Origin of the sequence: Nocardioides sp. URHA0020, from assembly GCF_000620705.1 — a bacterium.
GTDB lineage: Bacteria > Actinomycetota > Actinomycetes > Propionibacteriales > Nocardioidaceae > Nocardioides.
The window spans coordinates 512,687-535,778 of sequence record NZ_KK211166.1; the positions used below are offsets into that span (position 1 = coordinate 512,687).

General features: G+C 69.6%; 17 protein-coding genes. 1 reads left to right on the top strand and 16 read right to left on the bottom strand.

Features of this window, described 5'->3' with window-relative positions:
* Nucleotides 1–2: 2 nt before the first annotated feature.
* The gene (locus N542_RS0106980; RefSeq protein ID WP_155992880.1) at nucleotides 3–1,019 is read left to right on the top strand and encodes a hypothetical protein; all 1,017 of its coding nucleotides are present in this window, start codon (nucleotides 3–5) and stop codon (nucleotides 1,017–1,019) included.
* Here N542_RS0106980 and N542_RS0106985 read toward each other — a convergent pair.
* The 16 genes from N542_RS0106985 to N542_RS0107060 all read right to left on the bottom strand — a co-directional run bounded on the left by N542_RS0106985 (nucleotide 982) and on the right by N542_RS0107060 (nucleotide 23,037).
* The gene (locus N542_RS0106985; RefSeq protein WP_028643316.1) at nucleotides 982–1,881 is read right to left on the bottom strand and encodes an NUDIX hydrolase; all 900 of its coding nucleotides are present in this window, start codon (nucleotides 1,879–1,881) and stop codon (nucleotides 982–984) included. The genes N542_RS0106980 and N542_RS0106985 overlap by 38 nt on opposite strands.
* Nucleotides 1,878–3,125: a geranylgeranyl reductase family protein gene (locus N542_RS0106990; RefSeq protein WP_028643317.1), complete on the bottom strand. Its 1,248-nt coding sequence runs from the start codon at nucleotides 3,123–3,125 to the stop codon at nucleotides 1,878–1,880. Before N542_RS0106990 ends, N542_RS0106985 begins: the two co-directional genes overlap by 4 nt.
* A gap of 12 nt (nucleotides 3,126–3,137) precedes the next feature.
* Nucleotides 3,138–4,166 (bottom strand): hypothetical protein, encoded by a 1,029-nt coding sequence (locus tag N542_RS23765; RefSeq protein WP_197025885.1) that lies wholly within the window; start codon nucleotides 4,164–4,166, stop codon nucleotides 3,138–3,140.
* A 69-nt stretch (nucleotides 4,167–4,235) separates the two neighbouring features.
* Complete coding sequence (locus N542_RS0107000; protein ID WP_028643318.1) at nucleotides 4,236–8,123, bottom strand: DNA-directed RNA polymerase subunit beta'; 3,888 nt, start codon at nucleotides 8,121–8,123, stop codon at nucleotides 4,236–4,238.
* A gap of 89 nt (nucleotides 8,124–8,212) precedes the next feature.
* The gene (gene rpoB, locus N542_RS0107005) at nucleotides 8,213–11,701 is read right to left on the bottom strand and encodes a DNA-directed RNA polymerase subunit beta (protein WP_028643319.1); all 3,489 of its coding nucleotides are present in this window, start codon (nucleotides 11,699–11,701) and stop codon (nucleotides 8,213–8,215) included.
* Nucleotides 11,702–11,911: 210 nt separating this feature from the next.
* Nucleotides 11,912–12,709 (bottom strand): J domain-containing protein, encoded by a 798-nt coding sequence (locus N542_RS27075; RefSeq protein WP_028643320.1) that lies wholly within the window; start codon nucleotides 12,707–12,709, stop codon nucleotides 11,912–11,914.
* Nucleotides 12,706–13,302 (bottom strand): hypothetical protein, encoded by a 597-nt coding sequence (locus N542_RS27435; protein ID WP_028643321.1) that lies wholly within the window; start codon nucleotides 13,300–13,302, stop codon nucleotides 12,706–12,708. The genes N542_RS27075 and N542_RS27435 overlap by 4 nt, the downstream gene beginning before the upstream one ends.
* On the bottom strand, nucleotides 13,299–14,585 hold the full coding sequence (locus N542_RS0107020; RefSeq protein WP_028643322.1) for an MCE family protein: 1,287 nt from the start codon (nucleotides 14,583–14,585) through the stop codon (nucleotides 13,299–13,301). The genes N542_RS27435 and N542_RS0107020 overlap by 4 nt, the downstream gene beginning before the upstream one ends.
* The gene (locus tag N542_RS23770; RefSeq protein WP_051551466.1) at nucleotides 14,582–16,036 is read right to left on the bottom strand and encodes an MCE family protein; all 1,455 of its coding nucleotides are present in this window, start codon (nucleotides 16,034–16,036) and stop codon (nucleotides 14,582–14,584) included. Before N542_RS23770 ends, N542_RS0107020 begins: the two co-directional genes overlap by 4 nt.
* Nucleotides 16,033–17,157 carry an MCE family protein gene (locus N542_RS0107030; protein ID WP_028643323.1) on the bottom strand — a complete coding sequence of 375 codons (1,125 nt, stop codon included), beginning with the start codon at nucleotides 17,155–17,157 and terminating at the stop codon, nucleotides 16,033–16,035. Before N542_RS0107030 ends, N542_RS23770 begins: the two co-directional genes overlap by 4 nt.
* A gap of 1 nt (nucleotide 17,158) precedes the next feature.
* Nucleotides 17,159–18,124 (bottom strand): MCE family protein, encoded by a 966-nt coding sequence (locus N542_RS0107035; RefSeq protein ID WP_028643324.1) that lies wholly within the window; start codon nucleotides 18,122–18,124, stop codon nucleotides 17,159–17,161.
* Nucleotides 18,121–19,167 carry an MCE family protein gene (locus N542_RS0107040; RefSeq protein WP_028643325.1) on the bottom strand — a complete coding sequence of 349 codons (1,047 nt, stop codon included), beginning with the start codon at nucleotides 19,165–19,167 and terminating at the stop codon, nucleotides 18,121–18,123. The genes N542_RS0107035 and N542_RS0107040 overlap by 4 nt, the downstream gene beginning before the upstream one ends.
* On the bottom strand, nucleotides 19,164–20,447 hold the full coding sequence (locus tag N542_RS0107045) for an MCE family protein (RefSeq protein ID WP_036506978.1): 1,284 nt from the start codon (nucleotides 20,445–20,447) through the stop codon (nucleotides 19,164–19,166). Before N542_RS0107045 ends, N542_RS0107040 begins: the two co-directional genes overlap by 4 nt.
* 4 nt (nucleotides 20,448–20,451) lie before the next feature.
* Nucleotides 20,452–21,279 (bottom strand): MlaE family ABC transporter permease, encoded by an 828-nt coding sequence (locus tag N542_RS0107050; RefSeq protein WP_028643327.1) that lies wholly within the window; start codon nucleotides 21,277–21,279, stop codon nucleotides 20,452–20,454.
* A gap of 5 nt (nucleotides 21,280–21,284) precedes the next feature.
* Nucleotides 21,285–22,070: an MlaE family ABC transporter permease gene (locus tag N542_RS0107055; RefSeq protein WP_028643328.1), complete on the bottom strand. Its 786-nt coding sequence runs from the start codon at nucleotides 22,068–22,070 to the stop codon at nucleotides 21,285–21,287.
* A gap of 13 nt (nucleotides 22,071–22,083) precedes the next feature.
* Nucleotides 22,084–23,037, bottom strand: coding sequence for an ABC transporter ATP-binding protein (locus tag N542_RS0107060; RefSeq protein WP_028643329.1), 954 nt, complete (start codon nucleotides 23,035–23,037; stop codon nucleotides 22,084–22,086).
* Between the last annotated feature and the right edge of the window lie 55 nt (nucleotides 23,038–23,092).

Genomic DNA, 23,092 nt, shown 5'->3' on the forward strand with positions numbered 1-23,092 from the left:
CGGTGCGCCGCCTCCTCGCCGGAGGCACCGGCCTCCTGGTCCTCATGGCCGGGCTGGTCGCCGTGCAGCCGACGTCGTACGCCGGGGCCGGCCCGGCCCGCGTCGCCGTGAGGTCGGACCATCGGATCGTCGTCAGCTGGAAGGGCGAGCACAAGCGGCGCGTCTACCAGAAGAGCGTCAACGTCCCGGGCATCGGGACGGTCGACCTGACCTGCCGTCCCAGGAGCACCCAGATCCAGATCCGGCCCGCCAGCCGGGCGCCGGAGACCCAGATGTGGCTGGCGAAGTTCGAGGACAAGCAGGGCCGCGACGTCGTCTCGGTGAAGAACGTCCGGGTCTACACCTACGCCACGGCCGCCGACGACGGCCGCGGCGGCACCGGCCCCCGCGCCCACGAGGGCCTCAACCAGCAGTCCCGGATCGAGGACTTCCAGAAGGGCTACGCCTACGGCCTGGTCAGCCAGCGGCCCAGCCGCAGCCAGCCCGGCCGTGGCGCCCTGACCACGCCGGCGACGTCGTTCGAGCTGACCTGGTGGTGGGAGCGGTTCCGCCACCCCGGCCACCAGTACTGCCGGATGGCGCTCACGCTGCACACCGACACCGCCCGTCAGTTCGGGCTGAGCTGGCACGGCACCGCCGAGGGCGACGTGCGGAGCACCAGCACCACCACGATCCCCGGCCTCGGCGACGCGGTCGTGACCTGCGAGCCCGGGGCGGTCGGCGACCAGACGGTCGCGTTCCGACCGCGCGGCGCCAACCAGGCCGCCGCGCGCCTCTACTACCGGGTGATCGAGGGCGAGGGCGACGTCGACGACCAGGTGACGACGGCGAGCCTCGGGCGGGACCCGGACACCGGTCTGCTCGGCCCGGTCGAGCTGCCCCGCAACGGCATGATGATGCTGTGGGCGACCGTCAACGGCGTGAAGCGCGGCTACGTGCTCTCGTCGTACTACATCGTCAACAACAAGCTGCGCCCCGAGCTCAACTCGTGCGAGGTGGCGGCGACCCCGCTGCCCTGAGGGTCTCGCGCACCAGGTCGAGCACCGGGAGAGCGCCGGACTCGACGTCGGCGACCGGCACCCACGCGACGGCGTCGGTGGTGCCGTCGACCTCGGCCAGCACCGGCTCGGCCGCGTCGTCGACGGTGACCTCGAAGGCCAGCGCCACGGCGTGGAAGTCCTCGTAGCGCCCGGACGGCGCCGTACCGCTGAAGTGGTCGTCGTGCACCGCGACCAGGGCGCCGACCGCGCCGTCGACCCCGCACTCCTCGCGCAGCTCACGGCGTACGGCGTCACGCGGCTGCTCGCCGTGGCCGACCCCGCCGCCCGGCAGCGTCCAGGAGCCGGTGTGGAAGCCGAGCGCCGAGATCCGGGTGAGCAGCACCAGGTCGTCGCGCCGGACCAGGGCGTAGGCGCCGAGCCGCTGGTGCCGGAAGGGCTGGTGGTCGGCGAGCGCCTCCAGCACCATCGGGCCGACCGGCACCGTGCCGTCGAGCACCTCCTCGACCGACTTCCAGGCGGCCTCCATCGTGGAGCCACCGACCTCGACGACGTGCGGCTCCGGGGCGTCGGGAGCGACCCAGCCCTCGTAGACGATGCGCAGGGCGTGCGCGTCGACCCGTCGACCCTCGCGCCACACCCCGGGCAGGTGCGCGGAGTAGAGCCGGGCGGTCTCGCCGACGACCGCGTCGAGGCCGGTCTCCTCGTGGATCTCGCGCACCACCGCGTCGCGCGGGTCCTCACCGTGGTCGAGGCCCCCACCCGGCAGCGTCCACAGCTCCTCGGCCGTGACGCTCGGCGCCAGGCGGCTGAGCAGGATGGCGCCGTCGCGCAGGATGACGGCGTACGCCGCCACCCGCTGTCGCTTGGGCAGCCCGGTCATGCGAAGGGCGGTCGGTGGTCGCGGGCGAGCGAGCGGCGGCCGGCCCAGCGCCAGACCCGGGCCGCACGGTCGCGGTCCTCGTCGGTGATCAGGTTGCCCATCCACCGCAGGGCGAGCGTCATCAGCCAGTCCGAGCGCATGCCGGCCGGCCCGAGGGCCGGCAGCAGCCGCGGCACGGTGACCAGGCCGGCGAGCCGGCGCGCGATCGAGAACGACTCGCCGTAGTGGTCGCGCAGCAGCGCGGGCCAGGTCTCGGAGAGGTCGTCGTGCTCGGCCATCAACTCCACCAGCAGCCGTCCGGACTCGAGGCCGTAGTCGATGCCCTCGCCGTTGAGCGGGTTCACGCAGGCAGCGGCGTCACCGATGAGCGCCCAGTTGCGGCCCGCGACGTGAGACACCGCGCCACCCATCGGCAGCAGCGCCGAGGTGGACATCCGCAGGTCGCCGCTGAGCTGGAACTCCTCGCGGCGCTGGTCCGCGTAGTGCGCCATCAGCGGCTTGACCGCGAGGTCCGTCGGCCGCTTGGAGGTCGCGAGCGTGCCGACGCCGAGGTTCACCTCACCGTTGCCGAGCGGGAAGATCCAGCCGTAGCCGGAGATGATCGTGTCGTGCTCGTCGCGCAGCTCCAGGTGCGAGCTGATCCACGGGTCGTCGGAGCGCCCCGAGGTGAGGTACGACCGGCCGGCGACGCCGTACACGGTCTCGCGGTGCCACTCGCGCCCGAGCACCTTGCCGAGCGGGGACCGGACGCCGTCGGCGACGACCAGACGTCGACAGCGGACCTCCCGGAGCTCGGTGGTCGAGCCGGTCGCGACCCGGAAGACGACCGCGGTGACCCGGTCACCCTCGCGGCGTACGTCGACGGCGCGGTGCGCGTCGAGCGCGGTCGCCCCCGACTTGATGGCGGTGGTGCGGAGGTGGTCGTCGAGCTCGGTGCGGGCCACGGCCGAGCCCCAGTCGGGCAGGGTCCCCCCGGGCCAGGGCAGCAGCAGCGTCTGGCCGAAGCCGTGGGCGCGCAGGCCCTGGTTGACGGCGTGCGCACGCAGCCAGTCCTCGAGCCCGAGCCGCTGCAGCTCGCCGATCGCGCGGGGCGTCAGCCCGTCGCCGCAGGTCTTGTCCCGGGGGAAGACCGCAGCGTCCGCGAGCATCACCTCGGCGCCCGAGCGCGCCGCCCAGGCGGCGGCCGCCGACCCGGCCGGGCCGGCGCCCACGACGAGGACGTCGGTCTCCGCAGGGATGCTCACCCTCCGATTGTCTCAGCGCACGACCGACGCGGTCACGGTGGGTCGCCGCGCGCCGAGGAAGAAGATGCCCGGCTGGGTCTCGAAGCGCCTGCTCGGGTTGCGCTCCAGGGTCGAGTGCCGGATCCGCATCGTCCCCGTGCGGTCGTTGCTCACGAAGAAGACCGCTCCGCCGCCCTCGTTGGCCACGTTGCGGCGGACCAGCGTGCCGCCCAGGTCGAGCGTGAACCGGTTGCCGTCGAGGTAGATCGCCCCGCCGCTGCCGCCTCCGGCGGTGCCGCTGCGAGCGGGGTTGGCGCCCCGGCCGATCGCGCGGTTGTCGACGAACGTGCTGTTGAGCACCCGCCACGACACCCCGATGCTGCTCAGCGCTCCCCCGTTGGCGCACCGGCCGCGGCGGAAGTCGCTGCCCACCACGTGGACCGGGCGGTCACGATACTGGTCGAGCACCCGGACGGCGGCGCCGCCGAGGTCGGCTCCGCGCCGGTCGCAGCGGTTGGCCACGAAGCGGGCGTCGACGATCTTCAGCCGGCCGCCCCGCACGAAGATCGCGCCACCTCCGCCACCGTCGTACCGCTGGCCGGTGGAGTTGCCGTGCGCGAGGGTGAGGTGCTGGACGACCAGCCGCGGCGTGGCCTGGTTGTCGCAGTGCGACGTGGTCCAGCGCTGCCGCCGGTCGCACGTGTCCTGGTAGAGGATCCGGCGCTTGCCGCCGCCGTCCAGGGTCACCAGGCCGCCGCCGTCGAGCACCACCCGACGCGAGGTGTTGAGGACCTTGGCGGTGTGTCGCATCGTGATCGTCACCGGCCGCGGACCGCAGTCGAACGTGATGACGCCACCGCGGCGCACCGCGCGCACGACCGCGGCCGACGTGCAGCTCGCCCGCGTCCCGTGCCCGACCACCCGGTCCGGGTGCGCCGTGCTGACCGCTCGCGCCTCCCGCGGGACGGGCACCGGTCGCACGCCACGCTCGCCGGCGTAGGACGGCGGCGCGGTCGCGAGGGTGGTGAGCACGAGCGCGAGGACGAGGAGGAGCCGGGTCACCGCTCGACCGTAACCCGAAATGCGAGAGGCCCCACCACCCGGAGGTGATGGGGCCTCTCGACGACCGGATCAGTTCTGGTAGGAACCGAAGTCGAAGTCGTCCAGGGCGACGGCCTGGCCGCCACTGCCGAACTCGTAGTCGTAGGAGTCGTAGCCGGTGACGGAGTACGCCGCGGCGCGGGCCTCCTCGGTGGGCTCCACCCGGATGTTGCGGTACCGCTCGAGGCCGGTGCCCGCCGGGATCAGCTTGCCGATGATCACGTTCTCCTTCAGACCGCGCAGCGAGTCCGAGCGGCCGTGGATCGCTGCGTCGGTGAGGACGCGGGTGGTCTCCTGGAAGGAGGCCGCCGAGAGCCACGACTCGGTCGCCAGCGAGGCCTTGGTGATGCCCATGAGCACCGGGCGACCCGAGGCCGGCTTGCCGCCCTCGGAGACGACCCGACGGTTCTCCTCCTCGAACCGACCCCGGTCGACGAGGTCGGACGGGAGCAGCACGGTCTCGCCCGACTCGATCACCGTGACCCGGCGCAGCATCTGCCGGACGATGATCTCGATGTGCTTGTCGTGGATCGCCACGCCCTGGCTGCGGTAGACAGCCTGGACCTCGTCCACCAGGTGCTCCTGCGCCCGACGCACACCCAGGATCCGCAGGACGTCCTGCGGGTCCGGCGTACCGACGGTGAGCATCTGGCCGACCTCGACGTGGTCACCGTCGGCGACGAGCAGACGCGACCGCTTCGAGACGGGGTACTCCTGGACCTCGGAGCCGTCGTCCGGGGTGATCAGGATCTTGCGGGTCTTGTCGGTCTCGTCGATCTCGACGCGGCCGGCGGCCTCGCCGATCGGCGAACGACCCTTGGGCGAACGCGCCTCGAAGAGCTCGACCACGCGGGGCAGACCCTGCGTGATGTCGTCCGCCGAGGCCACACCACCGGTGTGGAACGTACGCATGGTCAGCTGCGTGCCGGGCTCACCGATCGACTGGGCCGCGATGATGCCGACGGCCTCGCCGATGTCGACGAGCTTGCCGGTGGCCAGCGAGCGGCCGTAGCACTTCGCGCAGGTGCCGGTCTTGGCGTCACAGGTCAGCACGGAGCGGACCTTGACCTCCTCGATGCCGGCCGCGACCAGCTCACCGATCTTGACGTCGCCGAGGTCCTCACCGGCACCGGCGAGGACCTCGCCGGTGGTCGGGTGGGTGACCTCGGTGGCCGCCGAGCGGGCGTACGCCGCGGTCTCGGCGTTCTCCGCCTTGACCACGGTGCCGTCCTCGAGCCGCTCACCGATCCGCTTGGGCAGACCGCGCTCGGTGCCGCAGTCGTCCTCGCGGATGATGACGTCCTGCGAGACGTCCACCAGACGACGGGTCAGGTAGCCCGAGTCGGCGGTCCGCAGTGCGGTGTCCGCCAGACCCTTGCGGGCACCGTGCGTCGCGATGAAGTACTCGAGGACGGTCAGGCCCTCCCGGAAGTTGGACTTGATCGGGCGCGGGATGATCTCGCCCTTCGGGTTGGCCACGAGACCACGCATGGCCGCGACCTGCCGGATCTGGTTCATGTTTCCGGAGGCACCGGACTCGACCATCATGTAGATCGGGTTGGCCCGGTCGAAGGTCAGCTCCATCGCCTTGCCGACGTCGGCAGCTGCCTGGGTCCAGATCTCGATGAGCTCCTGACGGCGCTCCTCGTCGGTGACCAGGCCGCGCTCGAACTGCGTCTGGACCTTCGCTGCCTGAGCCTCGAAGGCCGACAGGATCTGGATCTTGTCCGGCGGCGTCGTGACGTCGTCGATCGAGACCGTGACACCCGAGAAGGTGGCCCAGCGGAAGCCGGTGTCCTTCAGGGCGTCGAGCGAGGCGGCGACCTCGACCTTGGTGTAGCGCTCGGCCAGGTCGTTGACGATCGCGCCGAGGGCCTTCTTGCCGACCTCGTAGTTCACGTACGGGTAGTTGGCCGGCAGCGCCTCGTTGAAGATCGCCCGTCCCAGGGTGGTCTCCAGCGTGATCTGCTGGCCGAGGGCACCCTCGTCGCCGCCCAGCTCGAGCGGCGGGACGATGTCGTCGAAGCGGATCTTGACGTTGCTCTGCAGCGCGATCTCGCCACGGTCGAAGGCCATGATGGCCTCGGCCTGGGACGAGAACGCACGACCGTCGCCCGGGGTGTTGTCCCGGTCCGTGGTGAGGAAGAACAGGCCGATGATCATGTCCTGGGTAGGCATGGTCACCGGTCGGCCGTCCGACGGCTTCAGGATGTTGTTGGTCGAGAGCATCAGGATCCGCGCCTCGGCCTGGGCCTCGGCCGACAGCGGCAGGTGCACCGCCATCTGGTCGCCGTCGAAGTCGGCGTTGAACGCCGAGCAGACGAGCGGGTGGATCTGGATGGCCTTGCCCTCGATCAGCTGGGGCTCGAAGGCCTGGATGCCGAGGCGGTGCAGGGTGGGTGCGCGGTTGAGCAGCACCGGGTGCTCGGTGATGACCTCTTCGAGGACGTCCCACACCACGGCGTACCGAGCACCGGACGTCGCCCGCTCGACCATCCGCTTGGCGGACTTGATGTTCTGCGCGTGCGACAGGTCGACGAGGCGCTTCATCACGAACGGCTTGAAGAGCTCGAGCGCCATCTGCTTGGGCAGACCGCACTGGTGCAGCTTCAGCTGCGGGCCCGACACGATCACCGAACGGCCCGAGTAGTCCACGCGCTTGCCGAGCAGGTTCTGCCGGAAGCGACCCTGCTTGCCCTTGAGCATGTCGGAGAGCGACTTCAGCGGGCGGTTGCCCGGCCCGGTGACCGGGCGGCCACGACGGCCGTTGTCGAACAGCGAGTCGACGGCCTCCTGCAGCATCCGCTTCTCGTTGTTGACGATGATCTCGGGCGCGCCGAGGTCGAGCAGACGCTTGAGCCGGTTGTTGCGGTTGATCACGCGGCGGTACAGGTCGTTGAGGTCGGAGGTCGCGAAGCGGCCACCGTCCAGCTGCACCATCGGACGCAGGTCCGGCGGGATGACCGGCACGGCGTCGAGGACCATGCCCTGGGGCTTGTTGCCGGTCTTGCGGAAGGCGTCGACGACCTTGAGGCGCTTGAGGGCGCGGACCTTGCGCTGGCCCTTGCCGGTGGCGATGGTCTCGCGCAGCGACTCGACCTCGGCCTCGGTGTCGAAGTCCTGGAGGCGCTTCTGGATCGCCGCGGCGCCCATGTAGCCCTCGAAGTACTTGCCGAACCAGTTCTTCATCTCGCGGTAGAGCATCTCGTCGCCCATGAGGTCCTGGACCTTGAGCGCCTTGAAGGTGTTCCACACCTCGTCGAGGCGGTCGATCTCGCGCTGGGCGCGGTCACGGAGCTGCTTCATCTCGCGCTCGGCGCCGTCCTTGACCTTGCGGCGCTGGTCGGCCTTGGCACCCTCCGCCTCCAGGGCGGCCAGGTCCTCCTCGAGCTTCTTCGCCCGGTCCTCGACGGCCGAGTCGCGGCGCTTCTCGAGGCGCTCGCGCTCGAGACCGACCTTGCCCTCGAGCGAGGACAGGTCCCGGTGACGGGCGTCCTCGTCGACGGAGGTGATCATGTAGGCGGCGAAGTAGATGACCTTCTCGAGGTCCTTCGGCGCCAGGTCGAGCAGGTAGCCCAGACGGCTCGGGACACCCTTGAAGTACCAGATGTGGGTGACCGGGGCGGCGAGCTCGATGTGGCCCATCCGCTCACGGCGCACCTTGGAGCGCGTGACCTCGACGCCACACCGCTCGCAGATGATGCCCTTGAAGCGCACCCGCTTGTACTTGCCGCAGTAGCACTCCCAGTCCCGGGTGGGACCGAAGATCTTCTCGCAGAAGAGGCCGTCACGCTCAGGCTTGAGCGTGCGGTAGTTGATCGTCTCCGGCTTCTTGACCTCGCCGTGGCTCCACGTGCGGATGTCATCCGCGGTGGCCAGGCCGATCCGAAGCTGGTCGAAGAAGTTCACATCAAGCACGATGGCTGTTGTCCTTCGTTAGTACTGGTGGATCAAGCTGTGGACTGAGGTGGGGCGGCCCGCCGTCGCCGGCGGGCCGCCGTCACTGCTCAGACTTCTTCGACGGAGCTGGGCTCGCGGCGGGAGAGGTCGATGCCGAGCTCCTCGGCGGCGCGGAAGACGTCCTCCTCCGCGTCGCGCATCTCGATGGCCGTGCCGTCCTGCGACAGCACCTCCACGTTGAGGCAGAGCGACTGCATCTCCTTCACGAGAACCTTGAACGACTCGGGGATGCCGGAGTCGGGGATGTTCTCGCCCTTCACGATCGCCTCGTAGACCTTGACGCGACCGGGCACGTCGTCGGACTTGATCGTCAGCAGCTCCTGCAGGGCGTAGGCGGCGCCGTACGCCTCCATCGCCCAGACCTCCATCTCGCCGAACCGCTGGCCGCCGAACTGGGCCTTACCGCCCAGGGGCTGCTGCGTGATCATCGAGTAGGGGCCGGTGCTGCGCGCGTGGATCTTGTCGTCCACGAGGTGGTGGAGCTTGAGGATGTACATGTAACCGACGGAGACCGGCTCGGGGAACGGCTCGCCGGAGCGACCGTCGAAGAGGCTGGCCTTGCCGGTCGCGTTGATCATCCGCACGCCGTCCCGGTTGGGGTTCGTGGCGTCGAGCAGACCGGTGATCTCGTCCTCGCGGGCACCGTCGAACACCGGCGTCGCGAGCCGGGAGTTCGGCTCGGCCTTGTCCGCGTGGATCTTGATCAGGCGCTTCTTCCAGTCCTCGTCCTTCGGACCGTCGTGCAGGTCGAGGTCCCATCCCTGCTTCGCCAGCCAGCCGAGGTGGAGCTCGAGGATCTGACCGATGTTCATCCGTCGCGGGACGCCCAGCGGGTTGAGGACCACGTCGACCGGGGTGCCGTCCTCCATGAACGGCATGTCCTCGATCGGCAGGATCTTCGCGATGACGCCCTTGTTGCCGTGACGGCCTGCGAGCTTGTCACCCACGGAGATCTTGCGCTTCTGCGCGACGTACACGCGCACCAGCTGGTTGACGCCCGGGGGCAGCTCGTCGCCCTCCTCGCGGTCGAAGACGCGGACGCCGATGACCGTGCCGGACTCACCGTGCGGGACCTTCATCGAGGTGTCGCGGACCTCGCGCGCCTTCTCACCGAAGATCGCGCGGAGCAGCCGCTCCTCCGGGGTCAGCTCGGTCTCGCCCTTGGGCGTGACCTTGCCGACCAGGACGTCACCGGTCGTGACCTCGGCGCCGATGCGGATGATGCCGCGCTCGTCGAGGTCGGCCAGCATCTCCTCGGAGACGTTCGGGATGTCCCGGGTGATCTCCTCCGGCCCGAGCTTGGTGTCGCGGGCGTCGACCTCGTGCTCCTCGATGTGGATCGAGGTGAGGACGTCCTCCTGCACCAGGCGCTGGCTGAGGATGATCGCGTCCTCGTAGTTGTGACCCTGCCAGGGCATGAAGGCGACGAGCAGGTTGGTGCCCAGCGCCATCTCCGCCTGGTCGGTGCACGGACCGTCGGCGATCGGCGTACCGACCTCGAGCCGGTCGCCCTCGGAGACGAGCGGGCGCTGGTTGATGCAGGTGCCCTGGTTGGAGCGCTTGAACTTGGCCAGCTTGTACGTCGTGTAGGTGCCGTCGTCGTTCATCGTCTCGACGAGCTCCGCGGACACCTCCTTGACGACACCGGCGTCCGTCGCCACGACCACGTCGCCGGCGTCGACCGCGGCGCGGTACTCGATGCCGGTGCCGACCAGGGGCGAGTCGCTCGTGATGAGCGGCACGGCCTGGCGCTGCATGTTGGCACCCATGAGCGCGCGGTTGGCGTCGTCGTGCTCGAGGAACGGGATCAGCGCGGTCGCGACCGACACCATCTGGCGCGGCGAGACGTCCATGTAGTCGACCTCGGCCGCGAGGACCTCGGAGACCTCACCGTCGCGCTGGCGGACCAGCACCCGCTCCTCGGTGAAGCGACCCTTGTCGTCGATGACGGCGTTGGCCTGGGCGATGACGAAGCGGTCCTCGTCGTCGGCGGTCAGGTAGTCGATCTTGTCGCTGACGCGACCCTTCTCGACCTTGCGGTACGGCGTCTCGACGAAGCCGAACGGGTTGATCCGTCCGTACGACGCGAGCGAGCCGATCAGACCGATGTTCGGGCCTTCCGGCGTCTCGATCGGGCACATGCGGCCGTAGTGCGACGGGTGGACGTCGCGGACCTCCATGCCGGCGCGGTCGCGGGACAGACCACCGGGCCCGAGGGCCGACAGGCGACGCTTGTGCGTCAGGCCGGCGATCGGGTTGGTCTGGTCCATGAACTGCGAGAGCTGCGAGGTGCCGAAGAACTCCTTCAGCGCCGCCACGACGGGACGGATGTTGATCAGGGACTGGGGCGTGATGGCCTCGACGTCCTGGGTCGTCATCCGCTCGCGGACCACGCGCTCCATGCGGGCCAGGCCCGTGCGGAGCTGGTTCTGGATCAGCTCGCCGACCGTGCGCATGCGCCGGTTGCCGAAGTGGTCGATGTCGTCCGCGGCAATCTCGAGCGCGCCCTGGGGCGACTCGACCTCGGTCTGGCCGTCGTGGAGCGCGACGATGTAGCGGATGGCCGCCACGATGTCGCTGACGGTCAGCGTCTGCTGGTCGAACGCCTCGACGAGGCCCAGCTTCTTGTTGACCTTGTAGCGGCCGACCTTCGCGAGGTCGTAGCGCTTCGGGTTGAAGTAGTAGTTGTTCAGCAGCGTCTGCGCAGCCTCACGCGTCGGCGGCTCGCCGGGACGCAGCTTGCGGTAGATGTCGAGCAGCGCGTCGTCCTCGCCCTGGGTGTTGTCCTTCTCCAGGGTCAGCTCGATCGACTCGTACGCACGGCCGTCGGTGCTGTTGGGGTCCGCGAACTCACGACGGATGTCCTCGATGGTCAGGCCGAGGGCCTTGAGGAGCACCGTGACGTTCTGCTTGCGCTTGCGGTCGAGACGGACGCCGACCAGGTCGCGCTTGTCGATCTCGAACTCGAGCCAGGCGCCCCGGGACGGGATCAGCTTGGCGGTGTAGATGTCCTTGTCGGACGTCTTGTCGGCGGTGCGCTCGAAGTACACGCCCGGGGACCGGACGAGCTGCGAGACGACGACCCGCTCGGTGCCGTTGATGACGAAGGTGCCCTTGGGCGTCATGAGCGGGAAGTCGCCCATGAAGACCGTCTGGCCCTTGATCTCACCGGTGTCGTTGTTGGTGAACTCCGCAGACACGTAGAGCGGTGCGGAGTAGGTGAAGTCCTTCTCCTTGCACTCGTCGACCGTGTACTTCGGGTCGTAGAAGACCGGGTTCTCGAACGAGAGCGACATCGTCTCGGAGAAGTCCTCGATCGGAGAGATCTCCTCGAAGATCTCAGTCAGCCCAGACTTCCGCGACACGTCCTCGCCAGCCTCGAGACGACGCTCCACGACAGCCTGCCAGGCGTCGTTCCCGACCAGCCAGTCGAAACTGTCGGTCTGGAGAGAGAGAAGCTGAGGGACTTCGAGTGGTTCGGAGATCTTTGCGAAAGAGATGCGGCGGGAGTTACCAGAGGTAGTACGCGCGGCCAAGAGGTGTCCTTCGACGGAAACGCTATGAGATCAGCGTCGACCCACCACAAAACCAGCCACCGGGCAGGCTGGAGAGCATTTGAGAGCGGACGCAAAGGAACAGACTAGCGCACGCAGGCAGCCGCCACAAACCCCGGTTTCAGATCACCGTGCGGCGTTGGCGTCGATCATGAACGCCCGAGGCGGTCAGGTCAAGCGCATCCGGCCGGGTCACGTGTCGAGCTTGGCGACGAGCCAGTCGCCGTCCACCTTCTCCATCGTCACCGTCACCCAGTTCTGGTAGACCACCGGCTGCTTCTCGGCCTTGTTGGTGCGCGTCATGTCGATCAGCAGGAAGACCTGGACGCGCTCGTCGTCGGCACGCACCAGGCCGGAGTCCACCAGCTTGGTCGCCACGACGGTGCCGGTCGACGGGGCGTTCTCCTTGATCACCCCGTCGAAGAGCTCGTCGTAGTCCTTGCGGTAGTCACTGGTGAGGTAGGGCAGGGCGGCCGCCCGCGACTTGTCCAGCGACGTGGCGTCGTACGACAGGATCGGCACGATCGCCCGCTCCGCCGCCGCCCGGGCCGCCCCGGAGGCGTCCTCGACCGAGCGGTCGGAGGGCACGGTCGCGGCGACGACCGCGGCCGCTCCCGCGACCAGCAGGGTCACCACGGCGACGCCCACGAGCAGCCACCCGGGCACGACCCGGCGCTCGCGGGCGGGCGCTGCGGCCGGCTCGGCGGCCTCGGATGACTCAGGTGACCCGGCGGACGCGGTGGTCGGCTCCGGCTCCGGCTCCGGCTCGGGCTCGGGCGGCGGGGCCAGCTCGGCGTCGTACGCCGCGCGGCGGTCCGGGTCGAGCAGCACCTCGGCGGCCCGGTTGAGCGAGGCGAAGCGTCGGTCGGTCGGGTCGAGGTCGGCGATGGCGGCGCGCCACGCGGCGCGCACGTCGTCGGCGGAGGCGTCGGGGGCGACCCCGAGGAGGTCGTACCAGCTCGGGCTCGGCGTGCTCGCGCTCGTGGTCACCGGCCCGCCTCCGTCGTCACCGCGGCGTAGTCGTCGACCAGCCACTTCCCGTCCGAGAGGACCAGGTCGACCTTCCACCGGAGCACGTCCGGGTCGGACTCGATCCGCTTCGCGGCGTCCTGGGGGTGCTTCGGGTCGGGGTAGCTGCCGGTGAAGCCGGCGGCGACCAGGACGGTCGCGGAGTCCGAGTCGATCGACTGGACCCCGGAGCCGAAGATCTTCGCGGTGCGGGCGTAGCCGGCCTGGGCGACGGTCTGCTCCGCGATCGGCAGACCGGTCTTCTCGAAGTCCGTGTCGAACTTCGGGGTGATCACCGCGGCCACCTGCTTCTGGTACGTCGCCAGGTGGCCCTTGCTGTCGAGCTGGTCGGGGCCGTAGGTGTTGAGGCGCAGCACGAACTGCTCGGTCTGCCGCAGCGCCGCGTCCCGGTCGGACTGGACGTCGTCGGCCGCGCCGCGTCGCTCGGCGAGCAGCCATACCAGGCAGCCGGCCGCGGCGAGCAGGGCGATCACCAGGACGCCGAGCAGCGCCAGCCGGAAGCGGCCGTTCTGCGGGGCGGCGAGCTCCTCGGGGGTCGGGCTCGGTCCGGTCACGGCCGGCTCTCGGTCAAGGGCTGGAGATACAGCCATTTCCACGTGTCCTCTCCAAAGCTCGCCGGCGCGGGGGTGCCGGGCCGGGCGCTGTCGCGGGGGACGTCGCCGCCCCAGCGGAGCCTGCCCGTGTCGGGGTCGTACGACGCCACCACCGGCGCACGGTAGTCGGCCGGGGCGCGCTTGAGGTTCTGCGGGCCGCGGGGGTTGCTCTTCGAGGGCGGCTCGGTGCAGCCCGCCTTGGTGTTCAGCGGTCGGTTGCTGCCGTCCTGCGGAGGACGGGTGTCGGTGCTCTCGTAGCCCTGGTGGCAGACCGGGTTGGTCGTCAGGATCAGGCCGAAGTGCGCGTCGTAACGCTGGGTGTCGGGAGACTTGGACACGACGCTGAAGCCGCCCTCGACGACGTACGGGTAGATCACCAGGATCTGCTCGATGCCCGGGAGGTGCTTCACGACGACCTCGCCGGTCGTGACGAGGTTGTTGATCAGCTCGGCGAGGTCGACCCGGTTCTGCTCCAGGAAGGTCCGCAGCTGGGTGGCGGTCGCCGAGCCCTCGTCGATGACCTGCCGCAGCGCCCTGTCGGAGCCGGCGAGGGAGTCGGTGAAGAGGCTGAGCTGCTGGGCGAAGGTGCGCACGGCGCTCGCCTTGTCGGCCTGGGTCCGCAGGACCGTGTTGCTGTCGCGGATCAGCGCGGTGGTGACGTCGAAGTTGGCGTCCGCCTCGTTGATGAACGAGTTGCCCGTGTCGATGATCCGCTGGAGGTCCTGGCCGGTGCCGGCGAAGGCCTGGCCGAGCTCGTCGATCGTCGTGGCCAGCGCCTGCTTGTTGACGGACTCCACGGTGGTCGAGATGTCGGCCAGGAACTTCTCGGTGGGGATCGGCGTCCGGGTGTCGGCCATCGCGATCTCCGAGTCGTTCGAGAGGTACGGCGCGTCGTCGCTGCGTGGCTGGAGCTCGACGTACTGCTCCCCCACCGCCGAGCGGTTGCCGACGACGGCGAGCGTGTCGGCCGGGATGTCGTCGTACGCGTTGTCGACGTCGAGGTAGGCGTCCACGCCGTCGTCGGTGAGCACGAGCTTCGCGACCCGGCCGACCTGGACGCCGCGGTAGGACACCTCGCCGCCCTCGTAGATGCCGCCGGAGCGCTCGAGGTGGGCGACGACGGTGTAGCTGTCGTCGACGAAGACCCGGTCGAGACGGGCGTAGCGGGCCCCGACATAGCTCACCCCGACGAGGGTGATCACCACGAAGACGAGCAGCTGGAGCCGGGTGCGTCGGGTGATCATCGGGTGCTCACCATCGTCGGGACGAGCAGCTGCACCAGCGCCGGGTCGAAGACCGCGCTCAGCTCGCCCATCGTCGGTCCCCGGGAGGAGCCCCCTGGGTCACTGGTCGTGCTGCCGGCCGGGTGGCTGGTCGGCCCCGCGGGCGCCCGGCCGAGCCCGAGCAGGTCGCCGAGCACCGGCACCGAGGGCAGGTCCGACGCCCCCGGCAGCTGCGGGAGCCCGGGCAGCTGCGCCAGCGCCCGGCAGACGACGCTGTCGCGGTTGGCCGGCTTGAGGCAGGCCTGGCGGAGCTTCGTCAGGCCCTCGAGCGTGCTCGTCAGCTTGCGGCACGGGGCGCTCGTGAGGCTCCCGCTGGCCAGGCAGCGGGTCAGCAGGTCGAGCACCACGGTCGGGTCGAGCTCGGTGGGCAGCAGCGTCGGCAGCTTGGTCGGGAGGCCGCTGATGCCGCCGGACAGGTCGAGGTCGAGCTCGATCGACAGGTTCGTGTAGTCGCCCATGTGGAGGTTGCGTGCGACCTGCGGGTCGCGCCCGACGACCTCGTCGACGAAGGGGTAGGTCAGGAAGACGTTGAACGACTTCACCAGGGCGTCGCCGGAGTCGGCGAGCTCGGTGAGCACCGGGTCGAGCTGCTGGAGCGTCTCGACCGTGCCCGCCTTGGACGCGTCGATCACCCGCACCCCGACCGCGCTGAGGTGGTCCAGGGAGCGCAGCATCTTGATCAGGTCCCCGCGCTGCTGGTCCAGCGACGTGAGCGCGCTGGGCAGCTCCTCGAGGGCGGCGTCGATCGAGCCCTGCTGCTTGCGCACCGACTTCGCGAGCCGGTTGACCGACTCGATCGCGTCGACGATGTCGGCCTTGTTGGCGTCGAGCTGGGTCATGAACTGGCGGATCTGGTCGAGCACCGACCGGGTCGCGCCCTCGCGACCGTCGAGGGCCTTGTTGACCTCGGTGGCGATGGTCTTGAGCTGCGCGACGCCGCCGCCGTTGAGGATCAGGCTGAGCGCGCCGAGCACCTCCTCGACCTCCGGGTTGCGGCCGGTCTGCTCGAGCGTGAGCTCGGCACCGTCGGCGAGCCTCCCGGTGGGCGACTCGGTGGTGGGCGGTCCGAGCGAGACGAACTTCTCGCCGAGCAGGCTGGTCTGGCGGATCGAGGCGAAGGCGTTGGCCGGCAGGTCGACGTCCTTGCGCAGCTCCATGCTGACCACGGCGTGACCGTCGACCAGGTCGATGTCGGTGACCTGCCCGACGCTGACGTCGTTGACCTTCACGGTCGACTTGGGGACCAGGTCGAGCACGTCGCGGAAGTCGGCCTTCACCGAGATCGCGCCGTCGCCGACGTCCGTGCCGCCCGGAAGCGGCAGCTTGTAGACGTCGAAGTCGCACCCGGTCAGCAGCAGTACGCCGACCAGCCCGGCGACCAGCGCCCGCAGGGCCGCGCCCGGCCGGCTCATCGCTCCGCCTTGACGAGTCCGCCGAGGGTCGGGTCGAAGTGGTCGGCGGAGGTCTTCCCGTTGGGGGCCGAGCGGCCGAGACCCTGCTTGACCAGGTTGCACAGGGCACCCGAGCTGTCGGCCTGGCCGACGATGCCGCACAGCAGCGTCGACGGGTCGCCCGTGACCTGGTTGACGAGCTCGCCCAGGTTGGCGTTGGTGTCGAGCGTCCCGGCCTCGGGGTTGTAGGTCAGCGCCAGGTTGTTGAGCGCGAGCGGTGCCGAGTCGAGGATCTGGTTGAGCTCGGAGCGGCGCTTGACCAGGACCTTCGAGACCCGGTTGAGGCCCTTGATGTTGCGGCCGAGCACGTCGCGGTTGTCCTTGACGAACGTGGAGACCTGGCCGAGCGCCGTCGCGAGGTTCCTCAGCGCGGCCGACAGCTCCTCGCGCTCCCCGGAGAGCATCGTCGACACGTCGGCGAGCGAGTCGTTGAAGCGGCGTACCGTCGTGTCGTTCGTCGCCAGGGTGTTGATGAACCCCTCGAGCTTGCGGGCGGAGCCGAAGAGCTCGTCCTTGTTGTTGTCGAGCGTGGCGCTGAGCCTGCTGAAGTTCTTGATGGTCTGGTTGAGCTTCGCGCCCTGCCCGCCGAAGTTGGCTGCGGTCGTCTCGAGCAGGTCGGTCAGGGCGCCCTCCTTGTTGGCGCCCGTCGGCCCCAGGGCCACCGTGAGGTCGTCGATGCTGCTGTAGATCTGGTCGAGCTCGAGCGGGACGGCGGTGCGGTCGGTCTGGAGGGTGGCACCGTCGGCGAGCACCGCGCCGCCCGTGAAGACCGGGGTGAGCTGGACGAACCGGTCGCCGACCACCGACGGCGCGACGATCACGGCCTTCACGTCGTCGGGCACCCGGACGTCCGCGTCGTAGTGCATCGTGACGACGACGTCGGTGCCCGAGGGCGTGACCTTGTCGACGGTCCCCACCGGCACGCCCAGGACGCGCACGTCGCTGCCCTCGTAGATCGAGATCGTGCGGGGGAAGTGGGCCGTCAGCGTCTTGGTGTCGTCGCTGCGGAACATCGTGAGGGCGGCCGCGACCAGCAGCAGCACCAGCACCGCCGGCACGGCGACCCGCTTGAGCGTCGGCATGTCAGCCACCCACCTTCGGGACCGGAGGGAGGTTCTGGATGTAGGTGTCGAACCACGGGCCGTTGCCCAGCGTGCTGGCGAACACCCGGTAGAAGGGGGCCATCAGGCGCAGGCTGTTGTCGAGGTTGTCCTCGTTCTTGTTCAGCACCGCCACGACGTTCTCGAGGTGGTTGAGCGCCGGCTTGAGGTCCTGGCGGCTCTGCCGGATCAGCGTCGTCAGCTCCTTCGAGAGCCCGCTCGTCGACACCAGCAGGTTGTGGACCGCCTCCCGCCGGGCGACCAGGGCCCGGAAGAGCACGTCGGAGTCCTTCATCAGCCCGACGATGTCCTCGTCGCGGTCGTCGAGGACGGTCGAGACCCGGTTGAGGTTCTTGAGCAGCGTGTTGATCTGACCGTCGCGGGCCGCGATGTTGGCCGACAGCTGGGAGACGCCGTCGAGAGCGTTGCGGAACTCCTCGGGCGTGTTGCGGGTCAGGTCGGCGAGCGTGCCGAGGGACGTGGCCAGCTGGTCGGTGTCGATCTTGTCCGACGTCTCCGCCAGGCCGGAGAACGCGTCGATGACGTCGTACGGCGAGCTCGTCCGCTCGACCGGGATCTCCGCACCCTCCGCGAGCTGGCCGGAGCCGGCCGGGTCGAGCGACAGGTACATCGCGCCCAGCAGGGTCTTCACCTTGATGGCGGCACTGGTCTTCTTGCCGAAGCCCGTGTCGTCGTTGATCCGGAACGCCACCTTCACGTGGTCGCCGTCGAGCTCGACCGCGTCGACCTTGCCGACCCGGACGCCGGCGATGCGGACCTCGTCGTCGGCCTTGAGACCGCCCGACTCGGCGAAGGCGGCGTAGTAGGTGTCACCGCCGCCGATGACCGGCAGGTCCTGGGCACGGAAGGCGGCCAGCATCAGCAGGCCGACGGCGGCCAGGCTCACCGCCCCGACGATCACGGGGTTGCGCTCACGAAAGGGAATCATCCGAGGTCACACCTGTCGGCCAGCTTGACGCCCTTCGGCGGGTAGTCCACGGGCACCGACGTGCCGCCCGGCAGCCGCACCCGGCCCTGGAAGTGGCAGAGGTAGAAGTTGAACCAGGAGCCGTACGTCGCCGTCCGGCCGACCTTGTTGAGCTTGATCGGGAGCACCTGGAGCGAGCGGTCGATCTCGCCCTTGCCCCGGTCGAGGTTGCCGGCCAGCCGGCGCAGCTGCTTGACGTCGCCGACGAACGGCTCGCGGATCCCCGAGACCAGGTCGGCGGTCTGCACGGACAGCGCGGAGATGTCGTCGAGCGAGCCGAGGATCGCCTTCCGGTCGTCCTTGAGCCCGCCGACGAAGGTGCGGAACGTGGTGATCAGCCGGCTCAGCTGGTCGTCCCGGTCCCCGAGGTGGTCGAGCACCTCGTTGAGGTTGTCGATCAGCTCGCCGATCACCTGGTCGCGAGCGGCCAGCGTGGAGGTGACGGAGGCCGTGTGGGACAGCAGCCCCTCGAGCGTGCCGCCCTCGCCCTGGAAGACCTGGATGATCTCGTACGACAGCTGGTTGATGTCGGTCGGCGAGAGCGCCTGGAAGAGCGGCTTGAAGCCGTTGAAGAGCACGGTCAGGTCGAGTGCCGGCGTCGTCTGGCTGACCGGGATCGTGCCGCCCGGCTCGAGCTCGCCGGTGTCCCCGATCTCGTCGGACAGCGAGAGGTAGCGCTGGCCGACGAGGTTGCGGTAGCGGATGGTGGCGTGGGTCGCCCTGCTGAGCGTCTCGGACTCCTCCACGCTGAAGGTGACCCGGGCGCGGGTGCGGTCGACGACCTCGATCTTCTTCACCGTGCCGACCTTCACGCCGGCGATGCGGACGTCGTCGCCCTTGACCACCCCGGTGGCGTCGACGAAGACCGCCCGGTAGTCGTGCTTGGGCGCGAACGAGATGTTGCCGATCAGCACGACGAGGACCGACGTGGCCATCGTCGTGACGACGATGAACACGACCAGCTTGACCAGGTCGGACGTCGTACGGCGGTCGAGGAGCTTCATCGCAGCGACACCTCCGCTCCCCGGGCCATCGGGCCGACCAGCAGCACGCCGAGATCGGGGACGTCGGCCGCACTGACCCCCAGCGCGGGCCCGAGCAGCGAGCGCAGCAGAGCGGTCTCCTGGGTGCTCCCCGGAGCGCTGGTGCGGAAGCTGGCGTTGGGCGCCACCCGCTTGGTGCCCTTGCCGGTCGGCTCGTCGACGCCGTCGTCGAAGTTCGGCTGGTGCCGCAGCGGGTTGCTGGCGTTCCACGGCGGGTTCGGCAGGTGCAGGCAGCTCGGTCCGCGGGTCTCGCCGAAGCGCGGGGTGTCGCCGGCGTCGTACGCACGGGGCTGGTGGGGCAGCGTCTCCAGCACGATGTGGAGGGTGAAGTTGCGGAACGCCTCGGCCTGGAGCTTGCCGGCGTTGACGATGCCGCGGGTCAGGCAGGAGTACTCCGGGGCGTACTTCGCGAAGACGCGCAGCTGCTCGGGGCCCACCTCGCTGAGCCGGATCAGGTTGTCGCCGTTCTCGTCGAGGAAGTCGGTGGCGGTGTCGGAGAGCGCCGACACGTCGCCGAAGAGGGCGTGCAGCTTGGCCTCGCGACCCTCGAGGGTGCCCGTCGTCAGGACGGTGTCGTCGAGGATCTGGGCGATCTGCGGCAGCACCTCGGCGTAGTTGTCGGAGACCTTCGCTGTCAGCCGGAGGTCGTCGACGAGCTGGGGGATCTGCGGGTTGATGCGCTTGAGGTAGCTGTCGAGCGTCTCGATGTTGTCGCCGAGCTGGTCACCACGCCCGTCGAGCGCGGTCGACAGCGCGTTGAGGGTCTGGTTGAGCTCCGCCGGCTGGACGGTCCGCAGCAGCGGGTAGAGGTCCGACAGCACCTGCTCGACCTCGGTGGCGACGACCGTGCGCCCGATCGTCGCGCCCGCGTCGATGTGGTCGCTGGCGGGCTTGTCGGGGATCACCAGCGAGACGTACTTCTCGCCGAAGAGCGTCTTGGGCACGATCGAGCCGGTGACGTTGGCCGGGATCGAGTCGATCTCGCTGGGGTAGATCCCGAGGGTCACCTCGGCGCCGTCACCCTGCGAGCTGAAGTCGAGCACCTCGCCCACGATGACGCCGCGGATCTTCACGTCGGCGCGCTCGGGCAGCTGCAGGCCGATGGTCGAGGTCTGCAGCGTGACCTCGTCGTACGCCGTGAACTTCTTGGAGAAGATCGCGTAGGTCAGGTAGACCCCGGCCAGGAGCAGGCACAGGAAGACCACGCCGGCGACCTTGGGGAGTGCAGCGGTGCGCAGCATCGGCTCACCCACCGATCCGCACGGTCGTGGACGCGCCCCAGATCGCCATCGAGAGGAAGAGGTCGATGACGTTGATCGCGACGATGCTGGTGCGCACGGCCCGGCCGACGGCGACCCCGACCCCGGCGGGCCCGCCCTTGGCGTTGTAGCCGTGGTAGCAGTGGATCAGGATCACGGTGACGGCGAAGACGAGCACCTTGCCGAACGACCACAGCACGTCGCCGGGCGGCAGGAACTGGTTGAAGTAGTGGTCGTACGTGCCGGTGCTCTGGCCGAAGAACTGGGTCACGGTCAGCCGGGTCGCGAAGTACGACGACAGCAGCCCCACCACGTAGAGCGGGACGATCGCGATCAGGCCACCGATGATGCGGGTGGTCACCAGGAACGGCAGCGACGGGATCGCCATCACCTCGAGGGCGTCGATCTCCTCCGAGATCCGCATCGCCCCGAGCTGCGCGGTGAACCCGCAGCCGACCGTGGCGGCCAGGGCGATGCCGGCCACCAGCGGGGCGATCTCGCGGGTGTTGAAGTACGCCGACACGAAGCCGGAGAAGGCCGAGGTGCCGAGCTGGTTGAGCGCGGCGTACCCCTGCAGCCCGACCTCGGTGCCGGTGAAGAAGCACATCGCCGTGATGACGCCGACGGTGCCACCGATGACGGCCAGCGCCCCCGACCCGAGGGTGACCTCGGCGAGGATCCGCAGGATCTCCTTCTTGTACCGGCGGATCGTGCGCGGCGTCCACGCGAGGGCGCGCAGGAAGAAGAGCAGCTCGGCGCCGAGGTCGTCGAGGGCCCGGGCCGGTCGCTCGTAGACCGCCTTGATGCTCGCCACCGCCGTCACCCGGTCTTCGGTGGGACGAGCTGGATGTAGATCGCGCTCATCACGAAGTTGACGATGAAGAGCAGCATGAAGGTGACCACGACCGACTCGTTGACGGCGTCGCCGACGCCCTTCGGGCCGCCGGCGGCGTTCATGCCCTTGTAGCAGGCGACGACCGCGGCGATCAGGCCGAACACGAGGGCCTTGGCCATGCCCTGCCAGAGGTCCGGCAGCTGCGCGAGCGCGGTGAAGCTGGCGATGTAGGAGCCGGGCGTGCCGTCCTGCAGCACGACGTTGAAGACGTAGCCGCCCGCCACGCCGACGACGCTGACCAGGCCGTTGAGGAAGACCGCGACGAGCATGCAGGCCAGCACGCGGGGCACGACCAGGCGCTGGATCGGGTCGATGCCCAGCACCATCATCGCGTCGAGCTCCTCGCGGATCTTGCGCGCGCCGAGGTCGGCAGCGATGGCGGATCCGGCGGCGCCGGCGATCAGCAGCGACGTGGCGATCGGTCCGGCTTCGCGGACCACCGCCAGCACCGCGGCCGACCCGGTGAAGGACTGCGCTCCGAACTGCTTGATCAGCCCGCCGACCTGCAGCGCGATCACGGCGCCGAAGGGGATGGCGACCAGCGCCGTCGGGATGATGGTGACCGACGCGATGAACCAGGCCTGCTGGATGAACTCGCGGGTCTGGAACGGGCGCCGGAAGAGGCTCCGGGCCACGTCGAGACCGAAGGCGAACAGCTTGCCGGCCGTGCCGATCGGCGCGAGCGCACGCTGTGAGGTGAGCGATGACATCAGGCCACGTCCGTCAGCCGCCGGTGACCATCGACATGTTGGCCTGGAACGAGCCAGGGGGCGCGGTGACGCCGTTGTCGCGGCACCAGGCGCCGGGCTCACGCTGGCTGCGACGGGGTACGCCGTTGGACGGCTCGAGCTGCAGCGGGATCGGCGGGAGCGGCGGCATCGCGAAGCCCTTCTCCGCCGCGAGCTCGTCGGCGTCCTTCTCCTCGGACATGCCGATGGGGCCCACCGTCTGCGCGTTCAGGAACTGGCGGACGACCGGCTCCTCGGACGACAGGAGCATCTCGCGCGGGCCGAACATCGCGAGGTGCTTGTGGTAGAGCAGCCCGATGTTGTCCGGGACCGTGCGGGCCGTGTTGATGTCGTGGGTGACGATCAGGAACGTCGCGTCGATCTGGGCGTTCAGGTCGATGAAGAGCTGGTTGATGAACGACGTGCGCACCGGGTCGAGGCCCGAGTCGGGCTCGTCGATGAGCAGGATCTCCGGGTCGAGGACCAGCGCCCGGGCCAGGCCCGCGCGCTTGCGCATGCCGCCGGAGATCTCGCCGGGCAGCTTGTCCTCGGCACCGATGAGACCGACCAGGTCCATCTTCTCCATGACGACGTCGCGGACCTCGGACTCCGACTTCTTGGTGTGCTCCCGGAGGGGGAAGGCGACGTTGTCGAAGAGGTTCATCGAGCCGAACATGGCGCCGTCCTGGAAGAGCACGCCGAAGAGCTTGCGGATCTCGTAGAGGTCCTTCTCCGAGCAGCTCGCGATGTCGGTGCCCTCGATCAGGATCGAGCCCTGGTCGGGCTTGAGCAGGCCGATCAGGGCCTTGAGGAAGACCGACTTGCCGGTGCCGGAGGGGCCGAGCATGACGGAGACCTCGCCCGCGGGGATGGTCAGCGAGACATTGCCCCAGATCAGCTGCCTGCCGAACGACTTGCTGAGGTTGTCGACCTTGATCTCCACGCCCATGAGCGCCTGCCCTCCTCCATCGCTGCACGCGCCACGGCGCGTCCGGACCGATCCC